Source organism: Nocardia alni (assembly GCF_019038435.1).
In the GTDB taxonomy this organism is placed as follows: Bacteria; Actinomycetota; Actinomycetes; order Mycobacteriales; family Mycobacteriaceae; genus Nocardia; species Nocardia alni.
Window position 1 is genome coordinate 20,897 of sequence record NZ_JAGPOX010000080.1, and the last position, 21,354, is coordinate 42,250.

15 protein-coding genes and 1 pseudogene are annotated in these 21,354 nt (G+C 66.9%); 11 read left to right on the plus strand and 5 right to left on the minus strand.

Translation table 11 applies throughout. The annotated features are described in order from the left end of the window. Window positions 1-28 precede the first annotated feature (28 nt). The 3 genes from treY to JZ791_RS26855 all read right to left on the minus strand — a co-directional run bounded on the left by treY (window position 29) and on the right by JZ791_RS26855 (window position 5,749). The gene (treY, locus tag JZ791_RS26845) at window positions 29-2,440 is read right to left on the minus strand and encodes a malto-oligosyltrehalose synthase (RefSeq protein ID WP_216898015.1); all 2,412 of its coding nucleotides are present in this window, start codon (window positions 2,438-2,440) and stop codon (window positions 29-31) included. A 32-nt stretch (window positions 2,441-2,472) separates the two neighbouring features. Continuing rightward, entirely contained in the window at window positions 2,473-4,695 is a 2,223-nt protein-coding gene (gene glgX, locus JZ791_RS26850; protein ID WP_216898016.1) for a glycogen debranching protein GlgX, read from the minus strand. Window positions 4,696-4,786: 91 nt separating this feature from the next. Further along, complete coding sequence (locus JZ791_RS26855) at window positions 4,787-5,749, minus strand: bifunctional helix-turn-helix transcriptional regulator/GNAT family N-acetyltransferase (RefSeq protein ID WP_216898017.1); 963 nt, start codon at window positions 5,747-5,749, stop codon at window positions 4,787-4,789. A 159-nt stretch (window positions 5,750-5,908) separates the two neighbouring features. Between JZ791_RS26855 and JZ791_RS26860 the strand changes: the two genes are divergently transcribed. Next, window positions 5,909-7,198 (plus strand): adenosylmethionine--8-amino-7-oxononanoate transaminase, encoded by a 1,290-nt coding sequence (locus JZ791_RS26860; RefSeq protein WP_216898018.1) that lies wholly within the window; start codon window positions 5,909-5,911, stop codon window positions 7,196-7,198. Window positions 7,199-7,351: 153 nt separating this feature from the next. Here the strand turns inward: JZ791_RS26860 and JZ791_RS26865 are convergent, their stop codons facing one another. Further along, complete coding sequence (locus tag JZ791_RS26865) at window positions 7,352-8,125, minus strand: C40 family peptidase (RefSeq protein WP_216898019.1); 774 nt, start codon at window positions 8,123-8,125, stop codon at window positions 7,352-7,354. Between the two features lie 501 nt (window positions 8,126-8,626). Between JZ791_RS26865 and JZ791_RS26870 the strand changes: the two genes are divergently transcribed. The 3 genes from JZ791_RS26870 (at window position 8,627) to JZ791_RS26880 (ending at window position 11,868) form a co-directional block, all read left to right on the plus strand. Further along, window positions 8,627-9,814 carry an 8-amino-7-oxononanoate synthase gene (locus JZ791_RS26870; RefSeq protein WP_216898020.1) on the plus strand — a complete coding sequence of 396 codons (1,188 nt, stop codon included), beginning with the start codon at window positions 8,627-8,629 and terminating at the stop codon, window positions 9,812-9,814. A gap of 40 nt (window positions 9,815-9,854) precedes the next feature. Beyond that, window positions 9,855-10,535 (plus strand): dethiobiotin synthase, encoded by a 681-nt coding sequence (bioD, locus tag JZ791_RS26875; protein WP_216898021.1) that lies wholly within the window; start codon window positions 9,855-9,857, stop codon window positions 10,533-10,535. Window positions 10,536-10,710: 175 nt separating this feature from the next. Next, window positions 10,711-11,868 carry an alpha/beta fold hydrolase gene (locus tag JZ791_RS26880; protein WP_216898022.1) on the plus strand — a complete coding sequence of 386 codons (1,158 nt, stop codon included), beginning with the start codon at window positions 10,711-10,713 and terminating at the stop codon, window positions 11,866-11,868. A gap of 23 nt (window positions 11,869-11,891) precedes the next feature. Here the strand turns inward: JZ791_RS26880 and JZ791_RS26885 are convergent, their stop codons facing one another. After that, window positions 11,892-12,476, minus strand: coding sequence for a TetR/AcrR family transcriptional regulator C-terminal domain-containing protein (locus JZ791_RS26885; protein ID WP_216898023.1), 585 nt, complete (start codon window positions 12,474-12,476; stop codon window positions 11,892-11,894). 108 nt (window positions 12,477-12,584) lie between these two features. Between JZ791_RS26885 and bioB the strand changes: the two genes are divergently transcribed. The 7 genes and pseudogenes from bioB to JZ791_RS26920 form a co-directional block, all read left to right on the plus strand. Then, on the plus strand, window positions 12,585-13,604 hold the full coding sequence (gene bioB / locus JZ791_RS26890; protein WP_216898024.1) for a biotin synthase BioB: 1,020 nt from the start codon (window positions 12,585-12,587) through the stop codon (window positions 13,602-13,604). A gap of 96 nt (window positions 13,605-13,700) precedes the next feature. Next, window positions 13,701-13,916 (plus strand): biotin synthase auxiliary protein BsaP, encoded by a 216-nt coding sequence (gene bsaP, locus JZ791_RS26895; RefSeq protein ID WP_216898025.1) that lies wholly within the window; start codon window positions 13,701-13,703, stop codon window positions 13,914-13,916. Then, a complete protein-coding gene (locus JZ791_RS26900; protein ID WP_216898026.1) occupies window positions 13,916-14,629 on the plus strand; it encodes a DUF2567 domain-containing protein in 714 nt (237 codons plus the stop codon). The genes bsaP and JZ791_RS26900 overlap by 1 nt, the downstream gene beginning before the upstream one ends. A 160-nt stretch (window positions 14,630-14,789) precedes the next feature. Further along, window positions 14,790-15,908, plus strand: a complete 1,119-nt coding sequence (locus tag JZ791_RS26905; RefSeq protein ID WP_216898027.1) for a baeRF11 domain-containing protein — start codon at window positions 14,790-14,792, stop codon at window positions 15,906-15,908. A 329-nt stretch (window positions 15,909-16,237) separates the two neighbouring features. Then, window positions 16,238-16,864: pseudogene (locus tag JZ791_RS46860) on the plus strand (ATP-binding protein); the annotation flags it as partial. A 13-nt stretch (window positions 16,865-16,877) separates the two neighbouring features. Beyond that, on the plus strand, window positions 16,878-20,078 hold the full coding sequence (locus tag JZ791_RS26915) for a WD40 repeat domain-containing protein (protein WP_368858343.1): 3,201 nt from the start codon (window positions 16,878-16,880) through the stop codon (window positions 20,076-20,078). 384 nt (window positions 20,079-20,462) lie between these two features. Next, the coding region (locus JZ791_RS26920; RefSeq protein WP_308163113.1) for a dipeptidase at window positions 20,463-21,354 on the plus strand (892 nt) is incomplete at its 3' end.

Consider the following 21,354-nt stretch of genomic DNA (forward strand, 5'->3'; position numbering starts at 1 on the left):
ATGCCGGGACGACGGTCGGTGGAGTCGTTCAGCGCACGAGCAGGGCGACCGGTAACCGGGTGAACAGCTTCTCCAAGCGCACGCGGGTGGTGAAGGTATGTCCGGTCAGGCGGTCGGTCCAGGTGCCCGCGGGCAGGTCCAGAGCCGCGTCGCCCCAACCGGTCTCGGCCAGCCGCACACTGTGCCGGGTGGCCGCGGCGATCACCTGCGGCGGCTCGTCGGCCCGGCCGCGGGCGAAGGCGATCAGATGTCCGCCGACATCGCCCGCGGCGAACAGCGGCGTGTAGGTCCCGTCGACGAAGCAGTCCGGCCGCTCGCGCCGCAGCCACAGCGCGTACGCCACGATCCACATCTTCGCCGCCCCGGACGGATCCAGCTCCGGTGTGCCGGTGAGCGATTGCAGCATCGAGAGGCGGCGCCCGAAGTCGACCGGGCGGCGGTTGTCCGGATCGACGAGCGAATCCTCCCACACCTCGCAGCCCTGATAGATGTCCGGAATGCCCGGTCCGCACAGCTGTAACAGCTTCTGCGACAGCGCATCCGACCAGGCGTGCGGGGCCAGCTTGGCCACCAGCTCGGACAACTCGGCTCCGACGGGACCGTCGATCACCAGGTCGATCCACTGATGCAGCGACGCCTCGAAGTCGAGATCAGGTTCCTCCCAGGAGGTCTTGAGACCGGCCTCGCGAACGGCCTTCTCCGCGAACAGATGCAGTCGTTCCCGCAGTCCGGGCACCGCGGTGGCGGAGCGGCCGTCCGCAGGCCAGACCCCGAACATGTTCTGCAGCAGGAACAGTGCCGTCCCACCGTCGGGCGCGGGTGCGATCGCGCTCCACGCGGTCACCGCCTTGGACCAGCGGTCCGCGGCCTGCGACAGCACCCCGATGCGGGCGCGCACATCCTCCCCGCGCTTGGTGTCGTGCGTGGACAGCGTGGTCATCGTGGCCGGCCAGCGTTGCGCGCGTTCGGCATTGGCCAGATGGAACTCGAGCACCGACCGGCCGAACCGGGCCGGATTGCCGCCCACCTCCTGCAGCGACACCAGCCGCGCACCCTGGTAGTACATGGTGTCCTCGACCGCCTTGGCGGTCACCGCCCCGCACACCTGGTTCATCCGCACCGCGGCCTCGCCGTTCGCCGACAGTGCGGTGACCAGCACCGAGAGCGGCACGGACAGTTCGTTGTTGCGCTTGCACACCTTGGTGACGACGTTCGTCATCATCCCGGCCAGCGGCGCGTAGTCGGTGCGGTACACCGGCATGAACGACAGCACCTCGATGGTGGCGTTGGTCAGCGCCATGGTGTCGAAGGTCTCGGCGTTGGCGTCGCGCTTGATCGCCTCCACCAGCCGGCGGACCTCGGGCACCAGCATCTTCTCGGCCACCGCGCGCTTGATGCGGTGCTCGTTGTTGCCGATCCACGCGCTGTTGCTGCCGTGCTCGCAGAAGCGGCGCGACAGATCGGTCAGCGCCCGCTCCCCGCCCGGATCGATCAGCACCCCGCCCAGATCGGCCAGGGCGTCGTAGCCGGTGGTGCCGTCGATCGGCAGCATCGCGTCCAGGGGTTCGCGATTGGACAGCACCTTCTCCACCAGCAGCAGCCGGCGCGGGCCGATCACCCGGCGCAGCTGGGCCAGATAGTCCGCGGGACGGGCCAATCCGTCCGGATGGTCCACCCGCACCCCGTCGATGAGATCGTGCTCACACCAGGCGGTCAGCTCGCGGTGGGTGAGCTCGAAGACCTTCGGGTCCTCCTGCCGGATCGCCGCGAGGCTGGACACCGCGAAGAACCGCCGGTAGGTACAGACCCCGACCTTCCAGCTGACCAGCCGGTAGTGCTGACGGTCGTGGATGCGCAGCGCGTTCTCCCCGTCGGTGCCGGGCGCGATCGGGAAGCGCAGATCGTGCAGCGCCAGCATCGGTTCCGGGCCGCTGCGGTCGACGCTCAGCGCGGCCGGATCGTTCTCACTCTGCAGCACCGGCAGCGCCAGGCGCCCCCCGGCCCCGTTGCCGGTGCTCCAGTCGATATCGAAGAAGTGCGCGAACTTCGACTTGCGGCCGTGCGTCAGCACATCCCACCACCACGGGTTCTGCCGCGGATCGGCGACGCCGACATGGTTGGGCACCAGATCCACGATCAGGCCCATACCCCGGCTGCGCACCTCCTCCGCCAGCATGCGCAGGCCGTTCGGGCCGCCCAGCGCCGAGGACACCGCGGTCGGATCGGCCACGTCGTAGCCGTGCGTCGATCCGCGCATCGCGGTCATGATCGGCGAGAGGTACAGATGCGAGACACCGAGCTGTTGGAGGTACTCCGCGATGGTGCGGGCGTCGGCGAACGTCAGCGCGTCCGGCCGCAGCTGCAGCCGGTAGGTGCTGCGGACCGGGGTCTGGCGGACCGCCGGTGTGGTGAGTGATTCGGGCGAAGCGGTTTCTGTCATCTCTGTCTTGATCTCATTAGGACGTGCGGGTGCTACATCCTCGCCCACGCCGTCCCCTCCATGCCTGCTCCCACCCTATCGGATGCGCCCGCGGCCTCGACCAGCCGCAGGACCAGCAGGCACCGCGCGGGCACCGGCACCACCGCCGCCGCGTCGTACAGGGCGTCCGCGGAACCGGTGGGCGTCGAACAGTCCAGTACCACCGCCCAGCGCTGATCCACCCCGCCGGCTTGCCGTCCCCCGTGGTCGCCGAAGTCCGGGCCGGGCAGGGTGAAGTCGATCGCGGAGTCGTGCGCGTTGAAGCACAGCAGGAACGAGTCGTCCTGGATGCGCTCCCCGCGCGGGCCGGGCTCGGGGATCCGCGCGCCGTTGAGGAAGACCGTCAGTGACCGGCCGAAGCCCGAATCCCAGTCCGCGGCGGTCATTTCCGTGCCGGCCGGGGTGAGCCAGGCGATATCGGGCGGCACGTCGCGTCCCTGCGGTTCGGAGGCGGGCGGATGGCCGTCGAAGAACCGGCGTCGCCGGAACACCGGATGCGCGGCGCGCAGCGCGAACGCGGCGCGGGTGAACCGGACCAGATCCGAATTCTTCTGCGCCAGCGACCAATCGACCCAGGACAGCGGGGAGTCCTGGCAGTAGGCGTTGTTGTTGCCGTGCTGGGTGCGGCCCATCTCGTCGCCGTGCAGCAGCATCGGTGTGCCCTGGGACAGCGCCAGGGTGGCGATCAGGTTGCGGCTCTGGCGCTCGCGCAGCGCCAGGACCTGCGGATCATCGGTCGGGCCCTCGACGCCGCAGTTCCACGACCGGTTGTGGCTCTCGCCGTCGCGGTTGTCCTCGCCGTTGTCCTCGTTGTGTTTATCGTTGTAGGACACCAGATCCCGCAGTGTGAACCCGTCGTGCGCGGTGACGAAGTTGATGCTCGCGCCGGGGCGGCGGCCGGTGGCCTCGTACAGGTCCGAGGAACCGGTCAGGCGGGAGGCGAACTCGCCCAGCGTCGCCGGTTCACCGCGCCAGTAATCGCGCACGGTGTCACGGTATTTGCCGTTCCACTCGGTCCACAGGCCCGGGAAGTTGCCGACCTGATAGCCGCCCTCGCCGACGTCCCACGGTTCGGCGATCAGTTTGACCTGGCTCACCACCGGATCCTGTTGCACCAGATCGAAGAAGGTGGACAGCCGGTCCACATCGTGCAGCTCCCGGGCCAGGGTGGCGGCCAGATCGAAGCGGAAGCCGTCCACGTGCATGTCCAGGATCCAGTAGCGCAGCGAGTCCATGATCAGCTGCAAGGTGTGCGGCTGGCGCACGTTGAGGCTGTTGCCGGTACCGGTGTAGTCGACGTAATGCTGCGGATCATCTTCGGACAGACGGTAATACGCGGCGTTGTCGATCCCGCGTAGCGACAGGGTCGGTCCCAGGTGGTTGCCCTCGCCGGTGTGGTTGTAGACCACGTCGAGGATCACCTCGATACCCTCGGCGTGCAGGGCGCGCACCATCGCCTTGAATTCGGTGACCGCGGCGCCCGCGCGTGGATCGGCGGCGTAATCGCTGTGCGGGGCCAGGTAGCCGAAACTGTTGTAGCCCCAGTAGTTTCGCAGGCCCTTGTCCAGCAGCATCCGGTCGTGCAGGAACTGGTGCACCGGCATCAGCTCGATCGCGGTGACGCCCAGGTCTTTCAGATGATCGACGATCGCCGGATGCGCGATCCCCGCATAGGTGCCGCGCAATTCCTGCGGAACCTGGGGATGGGTCATCGTCATGCCCTTGACGTGGGCCTCGTAGATGACGGTCTGGTGGTAGGGGCGCCGGGGCGGGCGATCGTCGGCCCAGTCGAAGAACGGGTTGATCACCACACTGGTCATGGTGTGCCCCAGCGAATCCCGGTCGTAGGTGTACAGCGACGGGTCGTTGTCGAAATCGCCGGCGAACGCCTTGCCGTAGGGGTCCAGCAGCAGTTTGCTCGCATCGCAGCGCAGTCCGCGCTCCGGGGCGAACTCGCCGTGGACCCGGAAGCCGTAGCGCTGGCCGGGGGCGATCGCGGGTACGTAAGCATGCCAGACGTACCCGTCGACCTCTTCCAGGGGTATCCGGGTCTCGGCGCCTTCGCGGGTGATCAGGCAGAGCTCGACCCGCTCCGCGACCTCGGAGAACACCGAGAAATTGGTGCCCGCTCCGTCATAGGTGGCGCCCAGCGGGTACGCGGTCCCCGGCCAGACGCCCAGCGGCGTCACATCACCGTGTGTGTCTGGTGCGACCATGCCTCCGACAGTAATGGGCGACGGTGAGTTTCCGGTGTGTGTGGTGCTCTTGATGCGATGTTCGGCACATCCGCTGTGCTCACCGTCTCCCTCAGCGCAGTGTGCGCCGCCAGGTCTGGCCGGTGAGGTCGTGGCCGAAGCTGTGGTGCGGTTCCGATTCCACCAGTTCGAATCCGGCGCGCTGGTAGATGCGGCGGGCCGAGCTCAGCACGTCGTTGGTCCACAGCACCATGTCCCGGTATCCGGCGGCGGTGGCGAATTCCAGGCAGTGATCGACCAGCGCGCCGCCCACGCCCCGCCCACGCGCCCCGGGCTCCACCAGCAGCAGCCGCAGCCGGGCCGTGTGCTCGTCGTCACGCATGCAGAACACCGCGCCCAGGCGCTCGCCGTCGGATTCGGCGATCCACGCCCGTTCGACGTGTGGGTCGTGGGTTTCCAGGAAGTCGGTCACGATCCGGGCGACGAGGGTTTCGTAACTGCCGTCCCAGCCGTATTCGGCGGCGTAGAGCGCGGCGTTGCGGGCGATGATCCAGCCGTAGTCGCCGGGACGGGGTTCGCGGATGCGCACCGGTTCGGTATGCCCGCCCAGGATGCGCTCGATGGTGTGCATGGCCTCGACCAGGCGTGCGCGGTCGGTGGCGGGGTGCTCGGCGAGCAGGCCGGCGGCCGCGCGGCTGGACCGCTCGTTCAGGTCGGCGAAGACGGTGCGGCCGGATTCGGACAGGCGCACCTGCCTGCGGCGGGCATCGGCATCGCTGCGGCGGCATTCGACCAGGCCCGCGCCCTCGAACCGGGTCAGGATGCGGCTGAGGTAGCCCGGATCCAGCTCGAGCCGCTGACGCAGGTCGATCGAGTCGATGGTGTCGGATGTGTTCAGCTGGGCCAGTTCGAACAGGATTCGCGCCTCGGTGAGGGAGAAATCGGTGTCGACGAGATGTTCGTGCAGGACGCCGATGACGCGGGTGTAGTTCCGGTTGAAGGCGCGCACGGCGGCGGTCTGGTCGGGATCGACGTGCTCGGCGTCGGCGGTCTGTTCGGTGATGGCGGTGCTCATAAGCGGTCCTCCAGGGGTGATTCGGCTATCAATAGTTGACTGCGTCACCAATTAGATTGACTTGGTCAAATAATACTCGAAACCGGTCGATGCGGGCTCATTTTTCGGGCATCGATGGGGCCGTGCGCCGCGCGATGGTAACTTGAACGGCGTTCAAGGATGCCGTCGCAAAGGATTCCCGTGGCCCTGACCCCCGACGAGATCACCGCGTTCGACGCCGCGCACGTCTGGCACCCGTACGGCGGATTTCTGGCGACGACCGAACCGCTGATCGTCGCGTCGGCCTCCGGCACCCGGCTCGCCCTGGCCGACGGTCGAGAGCTGGTCGACGGGATGAGCTCGTGGTGGGCGGCGGTGCACGGCTATCGGCATCCGGCCCTGGACGCGGCGCTGATCGAGCAGGCGCGGCGGATGAGCCACGTCATGTTCGGTGGGCTGACCCACGAACCCGCGGTGCGCCTGTCCCAATTGCTGGTGGAACTCACCCCCGAGGGGCTGGACAAGGTCTTCCTGTGCGACTCGGGCTCGGTGTCGGTGGAGGTCGCGGTCAAGATGTGCCTGCAGTACTGGCGGGCGCTGGACCGACCGGAGAAGAGGCGCCTGCTCACCTGGCGTGGCGGCTACCACGGCGACACCTTCACCCCGATGAGCGTCTGCGATCCCGAGGGCGGCATGCACTCGCTGTGGACCGACGTGCTCGCCGATCAGATCTTCGCCCCGATGCCGCCGAAAGACTATGAGCCCGACTATGTTTCGAACCTGGAACGGCTGCTGGCCGAACATGCCCACGAAACGGCCGCTGTCATCGTGGAGCCGATCGTGCAGGGTGCGGGCGGTATGCGTTTCCACCATCCCCGGTACCTGAACGACCTGCGCGCCCTGTGCGACGAATACGGCGTCCTGCTGATCTTCGATGAGATCGCCACCGGATTCGGCCGCACCGGAACACTTTTCGCCGCCGATCGAGTCGGCGTGCGCCCCGATGTGATGTGCGTGGGCAAGGCGCTGACCGGGGGATACCTGAGTCTCGCCGCGGCACTGTGCACCTCGGTGATCGCCGAGACCGTCAGCGCGGGCCACGGTGGTCTCATGCACGGTCCCACCTTCATGGGCAACCCCCTGGCCTGCGCGGTCGCGGTCGCCTCGATCGAGGAGTTGCTGTCGCGGGACTGGCACGGTGAGGTCGCGGCCATCGAGTCGGGCCTGCTCGCGGGATTGGCTGCCGCACAGGATATTCCGGGCGTCGTCGAGGTGCGGGTGCGGGGTGCGATCGGCGTCGTCGAGCTGGACCATTCGATCGATATGCGCAAGGCCACCCATGCCGCCGTCGACTCCGGCGTGTGGTTGCGCCCCTTCCGCAACCTGATCTACACGATGCCGCCGTATATCAGCACACCGGACGACGTCGCCCGGATCTGCGCTGGAATAGTCGCGGCCGCCGCCGTCTGACGATTCGGTGAGTGACGCCATCCACGAGAGTGCAGCTGGGCGACCGACTCTGTCCGGCATAGTTGCCCCGGAGTGGTTGCGGCGGCTGCCGTCTGACAGATCCGGCTCGTGTGACTGGAACGGCCGGATCGGCGGCGTCTTGTCGCGGACCGATTATATGTAGTTCGGGCGGACGACCGTGATGGGGCGGTCGGTCGAACCGCTCAGGTCGGCCGGTTGTGAATGGGCCGGCGTTCCGGACTGATTGGTTTCCACGGTCACGCCATTGCCCATGTAGATGGCACAGTGGTCCGCCCCGCTCGAGCCGTAGTAGAGGATGTCGCCGGGTTGCATGGTGGAGGTGTCGACCGTGCCGCTGGTCTGGGGAATCACGGTCTGGCCGGTCTGCTCGAGGACCGGAAGCTGATTGCCGGTGCCCTCGCCGATGTCCTGACCGGTCGCCTGGTAGACCGCGTAGCGGGTCAGCCCTTCGCAGTCGTATCCGATGTACTGGCTGTCGTGATAGTGGGTGGCGTCACCCCCGTTGTCGCCCTCTCCCCGGGTGGGACCTGCGGTGTCCCCGCCGCCCCAGCAGTAGCGCGTGCCCTGCTGGCTCTGGGCATGGCCGATCGTCTTCAGCGCGGTGTTGTGCACCGCGTCCGGATTCGGGTAGGCATCGGGCGCCTGCCCGAACGGGCGCGTGCTGCCGTCACCATCGGTGCCGGTCAGATAGGCGATCCAGTCCTCGTCCCGTTGGGCGCCGGGCTCTCCGGCGAAATACTCCGGCGGATCGTCCAGGCCCTGCGCGTCGATACGCCATCCCGTTTCGTCGTCGGTCATGTCGACATCGGGCGTCTTGGCGGCATCGGGGGAGGTGTTCAGCGGAACCCGATCTCCCTCCGGCGCCGGGGTACTCGTCGGCGCCTGGGCCGAAATGTCATCGCTCATAGGACAACTCCCCTCCATCGCTCACGACGCCTACTCGCCTGCGCCGTGAGCAAGCCGCGCTGTGTTGATAGTTCGCTGCGCGCACGACAGCTCCGCACCGGCACTCGTCGGCACCGGCGTGAGGCGCGCTGTGCTCTCGTGGCCCCACCGCCGACGCTGGGACAGGTCGTGTGTGGGCACGATTCGCTCCGCCCATGACTGCACTACGCCGGCGCTCGGGCTCCGTTGTGTGCGGGGCGCGCCGACGGGATGGTTCGCTCCGCCGTGCTCCGCTCACTGCCGCATGCTAGCACTCCCGACGCGGCTGTGGGGCTGGACGAGAGTCGTTGTGGCGGTGGAGGTCTGACTCGCGAGGGTAGGTCGCCTGGTTGCGCTGTGCCTGGTGACACAGCTCGGCCTTGTCATGTAGCTCACTCGTCGCACGCGCGGCCGGCGCCGATTCCGTTCGAAACGAGCGGTGGCCGCTTGCTCCTGAACGGCGTTCAAGTATGCTGCTGGGCTGTGAGCATCGATCCGTTGAGCTGGTTGGACGAACGGGCCGCGGCACGGGTGGGGGCCGGGCTGCGGCGCGAGCTGCGGGCGCGGGAGGCGCGGTCGGAGCTGGTGGATCTGGCCTCGAACGACTATCTGGGGTTGTCTCGGCATCCCGAGGTGATCGAGGGTGCCGTGGCGGCGGTGCGGACCTGGGGCGCGGGGTCGACCGGTTCGCGGTTGGTGACCGGGACGACCACGGCGCACGAGGTGTTCGAGGGTGAGCTGGCCGAGTTCGTGGGGGCCGAGGCGGGCCTGGTGTTCGCCTCCGGCTACGCCGCCAATCTGGGGGTGGTGACGGCGCTGGCCGGGCGTGGGGCGCTGGTCGTCTCGGATGCGGGGTCGCATGCCTCGCTGGTCGATGCGTGCCGGCTGTCGCGAGCGCGGGTGGAGGTCGCGCCGCACTGTGACGTCGCGGCCGTGGATCGGGTGCTCGGCGCGCGTTCCGAGGAGCGGGCGCTGGTGCTCACCGATTCGGTGTTCAGCGCGGACGGGGATCTCGCGCCGCTGGTCGAACTGCATCGGGTGGTGCGGGACAACGGCGCGGTGCTGATCGTGGACGAGGCGCACGGGCTGGGCGTGCGGGGTACGGGCGGGCGCGGGCTGGTGCACGAGCTGGGCCTGGCCGGGCAGCCGGATCTGATCGTCACCGCCACACTGTCCAAATCCCTTGCCGCCCAAGGCGGTGTGGTGCTCGCCGAGGAGCGGGTGCGGGCACATCTGATCGATGCGGCGCGCACGTTCATCTTCGATACGGGCCTCGCGCCGGGCGCGGTCGGGGCCGCTCACGCCGCGCTGGGCCTGCTGCGCCGCGACCCGGACCTGGCCGGGCGCGTGCTGTCGCGGGCGGCGCGGATCGCCGCCATCGCCGGTGTGCCGCAGCCTGATTCGGCGGTGGTTCCGGTGGTACTCGGCAAGGCGCAGGTCGCTTACGATGCCGCGCAGGCCTGCCGGGCGCGCGGTCTGCACGTGGGCTGCTTCCGTCCGCCGTCGGTGCCCGAGGGCACGTCCCGGCTGCGCCTGACCGCCCGCGCCGACCTGACCGATGCCGAGATGTCCACCATTGCTTCGGTACTCGGTGATGTGCTGGCCGAGGCCCGCGTCCGGGAGCCGGAACCGTCCGGGCGTGAGCCGGTATCTCCCGGTGTGCGTGGGTGAGCGGGCCCGAGGCCGATCGTCGTTCGAGGAGTGAACTGTCGTGAGTGTGCTGATCGTGACCGGTACGTCGACCGATGTCGGAAAAACCATCGTGACCGCCTCGCTCGCGGCCGCGGCGCGGGCGGCCGGACGGACTGTGGCGGTGTGCAAACCGGCCCAGACCGGTGTCGCCCCCGGCGATCCCGGTGATCTGGCGGAGATCGCACGCCTGAGTGGTGTCACGCGCACCCTCGAACTGGCCCGCTACCCCGACCCGCTGGCCCCCGATACCGCCGCCCGCCGCTGCGGTGCGCCACTGCTGACCATGGCCGATACGGTCGCCGGGATCGAATCCCTGGCCGACGCCGACCTCACGCTGGTGGAGGGCGCGGGCGGGCTGCTGGTCCGCCTCGGTGATTTCACCCTGCTGGATCTGGCCCAGAAGAGCGGCGCGCCGGTCCTGGTGGTCGCCGCCGCCGGCCTGGGCACCCTCAATCACAGCGAACTCACCACCCGGACCCTCGCGGCCGCGGGTGTGCCCTGTGCGGGCCTGGTCATCGGATCCTGGCCCGCCGCACCCGATTTGGCGTGCGAATGCAACCGCGATGATCTTTCCGCCGTGACCGGTGTCGACGTCGTCGGCAGCATTCCCGAGGGCGTGAGCGGCTGGAGTGCCGAGCGGTTCGCCGCGAACGCCGCTGGGTGGTTTCATCCGGACTGGTCCGCGCGTCGTCTCGGCTGACGCCGTAGCGAGCCATCTCACACGGCGCCGAGTGCCGGCGGGGTCATGAGCGGATCCCGAGTCGGGTGATCATGCTCCCACCTGCGCGGCGAAATGGCTGGAAGCCGGGCGGCATGCGGTGGGCGGCCGAATTCATCCTGGGGAGCGGCTGAGTGCGCCCCTACAGTGGATGGAGATGCTTGTTTCGAACCGGCACCCGTCGACCGTCGCGGATTACGACGACACGCGACGGAGGGCGCGGCTGGCCGAAACCCGCCTCGGGCACGGCTGGACGACTTTCCGTCGCACTCGCTCGGCTCTGCTGCGGGGCGCGCTCGTACCGCTCGTGCTGCTGGCGTTGTTCGCCCAGTACTGGGCCGGTGACATCGCCCCGGAGCGGGCCCGGCTCGCGCGCACCGAACCGGCGGTACTGCCGATAGCCGCACCCGCCGCAGCCCAGGTCCGCGATACCGCGGTATTCGACATGACCGGTCTGGGCACCCGCGACGCCAGCGATACCGCCCGCGCGCTACCGTCGCTGGCCCAGCTGGGTTCGGTGTGGGCGGTGCGTTACGACAACACCGGTATCGACACCAAGGTGATCGGTGACCTCATCCTCGAGGTCGCCAACGCCGCGGGGGTGCGCAATATCGTGCTGGTCGGGCACAGCATGGGCGGGGTGATCGCCCTGGAGGTCGCCAAACAGATCCACACGGCCAGTGACAAGGTCCTGACCGGCGTCATCCTGGACTGCACCCCGGTCGATCTGAACGCCGTGTGGCCGGAGGCCAGGGACGCGGGCGAACAACTGCTGCGCTGGACCGGCTGGATGCCCGGCGCCCGGGAGAGCCGCACGCTGCGGCTGATCGCCGAGATGTTCGCGCGCCGAGACGATTACGTCGACTACTCCAGCATGCCGCCGGGCATCCGCACGCCGCAGTTCCTCGACGCGTTCCGAGATGTGCTGGGAGCGAAGATCTTCAACACCGACACCGCCAGCAACGGACTGATCGAATCCCAGTTCAAGGCGATCGTCGGCGGCGGTGCGATCAACGACCTGAAGGCGCTGGCCAGACCGTCCGGTGATAAACCGCGTCCGGCGATCGCGTTCATCCGCCCGCACAACCCGGATCGGGACCCCCTCGTCGACGACGCCTACAGCCACAAGGTGCTCATCGATCTGGTCGGCGGGGTGAACGGCACTCTGCTGGTGGTGCTCACCCGAACCACCGGGCACGCCAATCCGATTCAGCAGCCCGGCGAATACAACACGGTGATAGCGCAGCAGATCGTGCCGTTCATCTCCGAACTACAGGACGAGGAACTCACCGCGGCGCACACACCGTCGGGTTAGGCGGCGCGAATCCCGCGGGCAGATCAGCGCACCCGGCTGCCCAACCGGTGCCGCACGCCGCCCAGGAGCAGTTGCAGGCCGAAGTCGTAGCGGTCGGTGGCGGTGGTGTTCTCGTACAGCGGCGAGGACTCCTCGGCCAGCGCACCGGCCGAATCCATCTGCATGCGCGACTGTTCGTCGACGGTCTCACCGAGAACGTAGTACAGCAGCGCGTAGGCGGCCAGATCGGCCTCCTCGCGGGTCATGCCGCCGCGGATCAGCGCGCTCATGATGCGTTCGCGGCCCTTGCTGGTGGTCAGCCGGGAGGCGTAGGTGGCCGAGACCGCCTCGGCGCCATCGCGGTACGCCAGCAGGCACGAGCGCAGCCGATGCGCCAGCTCGGCGACCTGGGTGGCCCAGTCGGTCGCGTCGAGCGGATCCTCCATCGGCGCCAGGATGCGGTCCCCGACCGCGCCCAGCAGGGCCTGCTTATTGGGGAAATGCCAGTACAGCGCGCCGGGCTGCACGTGCAGCGCGGTGGCGAGCCGGCGCATCGTCAGATCGGCCAGGCCGTACTGATCGAGAATGGCGATGGCGCCGTCGATCACGTCGGTGCGATGCAGCTGCACGGCTGGCCCTCTCTGCGCGCCCTTTGACTCCGGTCCCACCGTACCTTAGCCTGAACACCGTTCAAGAACGCTGTTCAAGTTGCGCGGCAGACCGAAGGGATTCGTGCAGTGACCCAGGCACCCGTCAGGACCGAGGTCGACATTCTGGCGACCGCCCGCGAGCAGGTGCTCGAGCGCGGCGTCGGACTGACCCGCGAGCAGACCGTCCAGGTGCTGCAGCTGGGCGACGATCGCCTCGAGGAGCTGCTCGAACTCGCGCACGACGTGCGGATGAAGTGGTGCGGCCCGGAGGTCGAGGTCGAGGGCATCATCTCGCTCAAGACAGGCGGCTGCCCCGAGGACTGCCACTTCTGCTCGCAGTCCGGGCTTTTCGAATCGCCGGTGCGCGCGGCGTGGCTGGATGTCCCGTCCCTGGTGGAGGCCGCCAAGCAGACCGCCAAGACCGGCGCCACCGAATTCTGCATCGTCGCGGCCGTGCGCGGGCCGGACGCCCGGCTGATGGCGCAGGTCGCCGCCGGTGTCGAGGCGATCCGCAACGAGGTCGAGATCAACGTCGCCTGCTCGCTGGGCATGCTCAGCCAGGAACAGGTGGACCAGCTCGCGGCGATGGGCGTGCACCGCTACAACCACAACCTGGAGACCGCGAAGTCGCACTTCCCGAACGTGGTCACCACGCACACCTGGGACGAGCGCTGGAACACCCTGCGCATGGTGCGCGAGGCCGGTATGGAGGTGTGCTGCGGCGGCATTCTCGGCATGGGTGAGACCATCGAGCAGCGTGCGGAATTCGCCGCGCAGCTCGCCGCGCTCGAACCCGACGAGGTGCCGCTGAACTTCCTCAACCCGCGCCCGGGCACCCCGTTCGGCGACCTCGAGGTGCTGCCGGCCGCCGAGGCGTTGAAGGCCGTGGCCGGATTCCGGCTCGCGCTGCCGCGCACGATTCTGCGCTTCGCGGGCGGGCGCGAGATCACCCTCGGTGACCTCGGCGCCAAGCAGGGCATCCTCGGCGGCATCAATGCCGTGATCGTCGGCAACTACCTGACCACGCTGGGCCGTCCGGCCGAGGCCGATCTGGATCTGCTCGGCGAGCTGAAGATGCCGATCAAGGCGCTCAACGAGACGCTGTAGTTCGTCGTGGCCTTGCGTTGATCTGTCGTACGGTGAAGGTATGGTCGAGCAGCCCGGCAGCTGCGTGTGCAGTGATATCTCAAACGCGAGGTGATCGTGGACATACAAGAGCGCTACAACCCGTTCACGGGCAAGCAGGTGATCGTGGGCGAGGTCGATCCGGTGCCCGCGGCCGCGGCGCTGGGTCTCGAGCCGCCGCGGTTCTGTGAACAATGCGGTCGCCGGATGATCGTGCAGGTGCATCCGGAGGGCTGGTGGGCGCGGTGCTCCCGGCACGGTGAGCTGAATTCGAAGACCCTGGATCGTCGCTGATGGCCCATCAGGGTGTGATCGAGCCGTCGGGCGCACTGCGCAGGGAGTTGCGCGCCGCGCCGTGGATGGTGCTAGCGGTGCTGCTGGTCAGCGCGGTCGGTGGCGTGGTGTGGGCGTTGCTCGCGCCCGCCGAGCGGGTCCTGGTCGTGGAGCCCGGTCGTGGCGCGGCGCTCACGGGGGAGAGTTCGCACCGCTTCGACGCGATCGCATTGTTCGTCTGCGTCGCCCTGATCACCGGCCTGCTGACCGCCGTCGCGGTCTGGCGATTTCGCCGGGTCCGTGGTCCGATCATGCAGGGAGCCCTGCTGATCGGCTCCCTGGCCGGGGCCGAACTCATGTCCTGGTTCGGTGAGCAGGTAGCGCACTGGCTGCATCCCCACTCCGCGAATCCGCCACTACACGCCATAGTCGCAATGCCACCCACGATCGATGGCTGGCGCACCCTGATCGACCACGCCATCCACCAGGACGTCCCCGCAGGCGCATGGCCCGTCGTCTTGGTCCAGCCCCTGATGGCCGCCCTGGTAATCCTCATCCTCGCCGCCCTGAACACCCACGAGGACCTCGGCGTCACACCCCGCCCCGAATCCCCCGACGGCGCACGGCCTTACGCCTCCAATGTCAGCTACGGTCCTTACAGCCCGCCGGGTTCCGATGGCGCTTCGGGCACCTCGCTCGGCCGGGGCCCCTTCGAGGGCGCCGACTCTCGCTGATACGGGCTGCCGCTGGTCCGGGACCTATCGTTCAATCGTGACCGGTTCGAGACGTAGCGAACTCTTCGCAAATGCATGAAGCGCTGAATATCCTTCCCGAATGGGCTTGTAGCAAATATCTGGCTCACGACCGCTCGCAAGGTAGATTCGGAGGACGGGCATGCTGCATACCGACATTCCGACGCGTGGGGAAATACTCGCCCTGGCGTCGACGATCGAGCCGTGGTGCGTGTCCGTCTACACACCGACCGAGGTGAGGACCCCGACGCCGGACAAGAATCGGGTCGCCTTCGAGAATCAGGCCAAGCAGGCGCTCGAGCAGGTCACGGACAAGGACAGCCGTGCATCCCTGGAGGAAGAATTCGCCGATCTGATCGATGACGACGAGTATTGGCGGTATCAGTCGCGCACGCTCGTGGTGCTGGCGACGCCCGAGCGAATGCGGACCTACCGGGTGCCGAATCGACTCGAGGCCGGTGCTGCCGTCGGGGATCGGTTCGACATCAAGCCGCTGCTGCGGACCGTCACCTTTCCGCAGGACGCGTTCGTGCTCGCGCTCTCGGAGAACGCGGTGCGCCTGGTCGAGGTGACGCCGGACGAGCCTGCTCACAATGTGGACGTGGCAGGGCTGCCCGCGAGTCTGACCGAGTACATCTCGCTGCCCGGGATGAGCCGCAGCCCGCACGGGAGGCTACAGGGCACCGAGGGCAGGAAGGTACGGATACGGCAATATTGCCGGGCCGTGGATCACGCCCTGCGAAATATGCTGTCCGGCAGGGATGTTCCGCTGATTCTGGCGGCGACGGAACCGACCGCGTCACTGTATCGCTCGGTCAACAGCTACCCGGGATTGCTGGCCGAGGAGATCGCCGGCAATCCGGAGCACCTGTCCGACGCCGAGTTGGCCACCAGTGCCCGAACCGTGCTCGATGGTCATTACGCGGGCGAATTATCCGAGCTGCGTGACGAATTCGAGCAGCGCCGCAGCGACGGCCGCAGTACGGCCGAGCTGTCCGATATCGCCCGCGCCGCGACCTACGGCATGGTCCGCACCCTCATGGTCGATATCGACACCCCGGTTGCCGGAACCGTCGCCGCCGACGGCGCTCTCACCCTCGCCTCCCAGGGGAAGGCGACCGGCCCAGGCGTCCTCGACGAAATCGCCCGCCGTGTACTGCTTTCCGACGGCCGGGTACTCGCCGTGCGCGCCGCCGACCTGCCCAACGGGGCACACGCGGCAGCCATTCTGCGCTATGTACCCCAGCTCATGACCACGTAGTCGGAGCGAGTGATCCTGCGCACTCGTCCCGCCTGCCCGCGCCGTCGGCGAACCACGGCGCGGTTCGCATCCGGTCCGGAATCGGGATAGACCGCTTCGACCAGCGGATTCATGTAGTCGCTTCAGCGCGTGCGCATAATTTCCCGCACCCTGCATACAGTCGATAAAGGTCGACGGAATGTGCAGGAGGACACATGGATCCGAGCCCAATGCGGCGGGGGAGGCTACGTCCGTCACCCCGAACGCAATTTTCGCAACGATTCGGCGAGCTGTTCGAGGCCGCCGGGAACCCGACACTGCGCCGGGTCGCCGCGGCGGCCGAGGCGCGGATGCGCGCGGCCAGGGGACCCGCACACAAGGGCGGAGCGACGGTACAGCGGATCAGCGACTGGAAGGCCGGTCGCAACGTGCCCGCGAAATTCGACTCGTTGCTCCCGGTGTTGCTGATCCTGATCGATGAGGCCCGCAAGTCCAGCCGCCCGGTGCGGCCCGCTCTGCTGGACGCGCAGGAATGGCAGCGATTGTGGACCGAATCCAATGCGTGGGATCCGAATTCCGATACGGCGGACGTGGTCTGCCCGTACCTCGGCCTGGCGGCCTACTGTGCCGAGGACGCCGAGGTGTTCTTCGGTCGCGCCCGGCCGACCGCCGAACTGGCCGAGTTGGTCCGCGGCGCCACGGAGTCGGGAGAGGGCGGGGCGGTCATCCTCGTCGGTGCCTCGGGCGCGGGCAAATCCTCATTGCTACAAGCCGGTTTGATCCCCGCGCTGGCGGATCCGGTGGGGGAGTGGGCGGTTGCTTCGATGACGCCGGGATCCGATCCGGTGGGTGCGCTGCTTGCGGCTGTCGCAGCGGGCCAGGGAAAGGACGATGAGGGCGAGGGGCTCACTGCGAACTTTCTCGCCTCGGCGCTGTCCGAGTGGGGTATCGGGCGGCGCCGGCTATTGGTAGTGGACCAGTTGGAGGAGTTTGTTCACGCTGTGCCGGGACGAGGCTCGGCGCGAGGCTTTCCTCGACGCGCTGGAACATCTGTCCATTCGCGGGGAGACCGAGCCGACTGCGGTCGTCCTCGCCGTGCGGGCCGATTTCTACGCCCGCTGCCTGGACGAGCCGGTGCTGGAGGACGCACTCAAACACCGCAGCTACCTACTCGGTCCGATGCGCCTGGATGAACTGGCCGAAGCACTGACTCGCCCGGCCGAAATGGCAGGGTACAAGCTGGAATCCGGCCTGGACGAACTGGTCATCACCGAACTGTGCGGCATCGGCGGCGGAGGGGACCGCCGCAGCTACGACCCGGGCGCACTGCCCCTGGTCTCCCACGTGATGGAGGCGGTCTGGCAACGCCGTGACGGTTCCCGCCTCACCATCGAGGGATACCGCGCGGCGGGCGGTGTCCTGGGCTCGGTGTCCGCCACCGCCGAAACCGCCTGGGGCGAACTGACCGACTTCCAACAGGCCGTCGGCAAACAGGTCCTCCTCGGCCTGGTCGCGGTGGGCGGCGATACCCGCGACACCCGCCGCCGGGTCTCTCGTGCCGAATTACTCAGGCAGACAGTAGATGCCGCCGACACCGCCCTGGATGCCCTGGCCCGCACCCGCCTGGTCACTCTCGACGCCGACACCGCCTATCTGACCCACGAGATCGTCCTGGACGCCTGGCCCCGCCTGCGCTCCTGGATCGACGAGGACCGCGTGGGCAACCTCGAACGCCAGCGCCTCCAGTCCGACGCTACGGAATGGGTTGAACACCGCCATGACCCGTCTCTGCTGTATCGCGGCGCACGTCTCACCACGATGCGCGAGCATGCCCGCAGGGGCGCACTCGGCACCGCCGCGCAGGAGTTCCTGACCGCCTCGGAAGCCGCCCGCCAACGTGCACAACGCCGTTCCGCCGCCCGCAGAGCCGCCTTGGTGCTACTCACCATCGTGTCGGTAGTCCTGGCGGGTTTCGCATTCCTGCAGAGTCGCAACGCTTCCCATCAACGCGACAACGCCATCTTCAACTCGGTCCTCGCCGAGGCGGATCGCCTCGAAACCAGCGACCCGTCCCTCTCGGCTCAGCTCGACTTGGTGGCGGGTAGGCTCCGCCCCGGTGATCCGGAAGTGCGTGCACGACTGGTCAATTCGGAGGGGATGCCGCTGGCCAGCGCACTGGTCGGGCATCACGGATACATATCCGGTGTGGCGATTCGGCCGGACGGGCGAGTGCTTGCGTCGGCCGGAAGTGACCGCACTGTTCAGCTGTGGGACATCTCGGATCGTCGTAATCCGCATCCGATCGGTAAGGCATTGTCGGAAGACGGGGATCAGGTTGACAGATTGACTTTCAGCCCGGATGGGGCGACCTTGGCGGTATCGGACGCGAAGGTTGGCGTTGTTCTGTGGGACGTGCGTGATCCGGGCCATCCGACACGTTTCGGTAATCCCATAATCCCGAGCTATGGAGAAGTGATCAAATTCAGCCCGGACGGTAAGGTGCTGGCTGCATCGGACAAGGATAACGCTCTCGAGTTCTGGAATATTGCCGATCCGCTCGACCCTCGGCTGATCGGGGATCCGGTTTCCATTCCTGGCCACGAGAAATACTATATGGTCGCCCTCAGTGCGGATCTCCGGCGTGCTGTCATCGTGGGTGTCAATGATATACAGCTATGGGAACTGGATGCGTCTTATGAACATGCTACGCTCTCTGGAACGATAGAAGATTTCAGTTCATCGGTCGAACTGAGTCCGGATGGTACCGTCCTTGCAGTGCTTGCAGGAGAATCGGTCGACCTATGGAACTTGGCAATTCCGGATCGCCCGCAACGAGTGGCAGGTCAGATTTCAGATGTTCAGAACACCATCGGGTCCCCGCTCGTATTCAGCAACGATGGGCACGAGTTTGCGACGGTGGATTCCAGTGGGCAGATAAGGATGTGGGATCTTCCGAGTTCCAATGATCATTGGATTCCCGAACCCACCCAAGCGCCGATGGGGGGAGCCAGGGGGACGATTGAATCGGTCGCATTCTCGGCTGATGGTCGAACTCTTGCTGCGGCGGGGCAGGATGGAATCATCAGACTGTGGTCTATGCCGGGTGCGGCGGCAGGGCAGTGGCCGCATGGGTCGATAATAGGAGCGTACTCGAATGTCATAGCAGTCCACTGCGGACAATCGAATACCGAAATATGGCGTATAGACAGTTCGCATTCGGCGCGTATTATCGGGCGTATCGACGATGGATTACGGCCTGACCGTCGCGACTCGCCCGACACCGTCTCTAGAGTGGTGATCAGCCCCGACATGCGAACTATGGCGGTGTTTCACTACCCAAGCGTCGTGCAACTCTTCGACCTATCGGATCCTGCGAGCACGAGATATCTGACGACAATTCCCGTGCAAGAGGATTTCAATGTACTCAGAGGCGCGTTCAGCCCTGATTCTGCCCAGTTGGTGTTGTCGGGTCAGCTGATAGGGGGCGGGCAGAATGGAGACAATGGCGGCATTCAGGTATGGAATACCGCAGACAGGGGAAATCCGGTACCTTTGTCGAGTCGTATCTCGACCGTGGGTAGTGGTGTATCCGATGTGCAGTTCGATCCGGTGAATCGATATCTTGCCGAGGCGGGCGACGATGGCACTGTAAGAATCTGGGATATGCATAATCCTACTGCGCCGATTGATGTTGCTAATATTCGGACAGGACAGGCGGAGAATGGAATAGCGGTGCGTTTCAGCAATGATGGCAAGACGCTGATAGGGACAAGCGTTGATGATTCGCTACGGATCTGGGATGTGACCGATCCGCGCAAACCCGGACTCATTGCGAATCCGCCGGTGGGTGCTCGGTCGCCTACCCGTTACCTCACTGTCGACTCCGGTAATTTGTTTGTCTCTGCCGATGAGAGTGGCGAGGCGCGACTATGGAATATGAGTGATCCTGGACATCCTGCCGGTGTCCACCATCCGATTATCGGCGCGGATACGATACGGGGCGGGCAAATCACTTTCCATCCTGACGGTCGCCATCTCATTGGCACGGGTGCTGACGGCGTGGTCAGAACATGGGATTTGGATACTGCGCACGAGGTAGTCCGTATCTGCGATATCACCCGCGGAACGCTGACGCCCCAGGTGTGGCGAGATCAGCTCCCCGATCTACCTTACCGCCCGCCGTGCAAGTGAATTCGCTTCCTGGCTGAGCCAGGAAAACCGGTGGCGATTGCGGATGGACGCCGTTACCGTGGGTACTGGAACCGCTGGAGCGTACAGGAAGGAGGTCGGTGATGAACCGGACGGAGCGGCCTGCGGTTGACGCGGTGCGTGAGCAGTCAGTGGAGCGCGCCGACCTCGCGGCTTGGCGGAAGCGGCATGCGTTGCGTAGTTCCAGTGCGGCTCAGCCGATTCGGAGCAAGCGAACCTATCGGCGCTCGACCAAACATCGCAAGCGCGAGCAGGATTAGCGGTTTGCCTGAGAATTGCGGCGGTCATCGGGTACCGGGGGTATTCCCGGATCGCTCATCGGCGGGGTTCATGGATGGGGGATTCGCGGTGGTATAGAACAGTTCGGTGACCTCTGAACTGTTCGACCGCGCCCGTGCACTGCTTCGTGAGACCCCGGTGGTGGATGGGCACAACGATCTGCCGTGGGCTATGCGGCTGCATGTGCGGTACGACCTGGATGCGCTGGATGTGGCGGGGGATCTGAGCGGGATACTGCATACCGATCTCGATCGGTTGCGGGCCGGTGGGGTTGGGGCGCAGTTCTGGTCGGTGTATGTGCGGTCGAGTTTGGCGGGGGACCATGCGGTGAGTGCGACGTTGGAGCAGATCGACTTCGTCCGGGCGATGGTTGAGCGGTTTCCGGACTGGCTGAGCTGGGCGTTCACGGCCGACGACATGGAGTCCGCGCGGGCGCGGGGGCGGATCGCTTCGCTGATGGGGGCCGAGGGCGGGCACAGTATCGACTGCTCGCTCGCGACGCTGCGGGCGCTGTACCAGCTGGGCGTGCGTTACATGACCCTCACCCACAACGACAATGTGCCATGGGCGGATTCGGCCACGGACGCACCGAAGGCCAACGGGCTCACTGCCTTCGGTGCGGAGGTGGTGCGAGAGATGAATCGTTTGGGCATGCTGGTGGACCTGTCGCACGTCTCGGCCGACACGATGCGGGCCGCACTCGCGATATCCGAAGCACCCGTGATCTTTTCGCACTCCTCCGCCCGCGCGATCTGCGACCACCCCCGCAACATCCCAGACGACGTCCTGGCCCAGCTGCCCGCCAACGGCGGCGTGGCGATGGCAACCTTCGTCCCCAAATTCGTCCTGCCCGCCGCCGTCGAATGGACCGAGGCCGCCGACGCGAACATGCACGACCACGGCTTCCACGCCCTCGACACCAGCCCGGCAGGCATGCGCTGCCAACAAGAAGTCGAAGCCGCCCACCCCCGCCCGGTCC

Bases quoted from the DNA above. Each gene is read 5' to 3' on its own strand.
- JZ791_RS26855 (WP_216898017.1), bottom strand. From the start codon at position 5,749: ATGAGCACCGCCATCACCGAACAGACCGCCGACGCCGAGCACGTCGAT.
- glgX (WP_216898016.1), bottom strand. From the start codon at position 4,695: ATGGTCGCACCAGACACACACGGTGATGTGACGCCGCTGGGCGTCTGG.
- JZ791_RS26865 (WP_216898019.1), bottom strand. From the start codon at position 8,125: ATGAGCGATGACATTTCGGCCCAGGCGCCGACGAGTACCCCGGCGCCG.
- JZ791_RS26905 (WP_216898027.1), top strand. From the start codon at position 14,790: ATGCTGCATACCGACATTCCGACGCGTGGGGAAATACTCGCCCTGGCG.
- treY (WP_216898015.1), bottom strand. From the start codon at position 2,440: ATGACAGAAACCGCTTCGCCCGAATCACTCACCACACCGGCGGTCCGC.
- JZ791_RS26900 (WP_216898026.1), top strand. From the start codon at position 13,916: ATGGCCCATCAGGGTGTGATCGAGCCGTCGGGCGCACTGCGCAGGGAG.
- JZ791_RS26880 (WP_216898022.1), top strand. From the start codon at position 10,711: ATGCTTGTTTCGAACCGGCACCCGTCGACCGTCGCGGATTACGACGAC.
- JZ791_RS26860 (WP_216898018.1), top strand. From the start codon at position 5,909: ATGCCGTCGCAAAGGATTCCCGTGGCCCTGACCCCCGACGAGATCACC.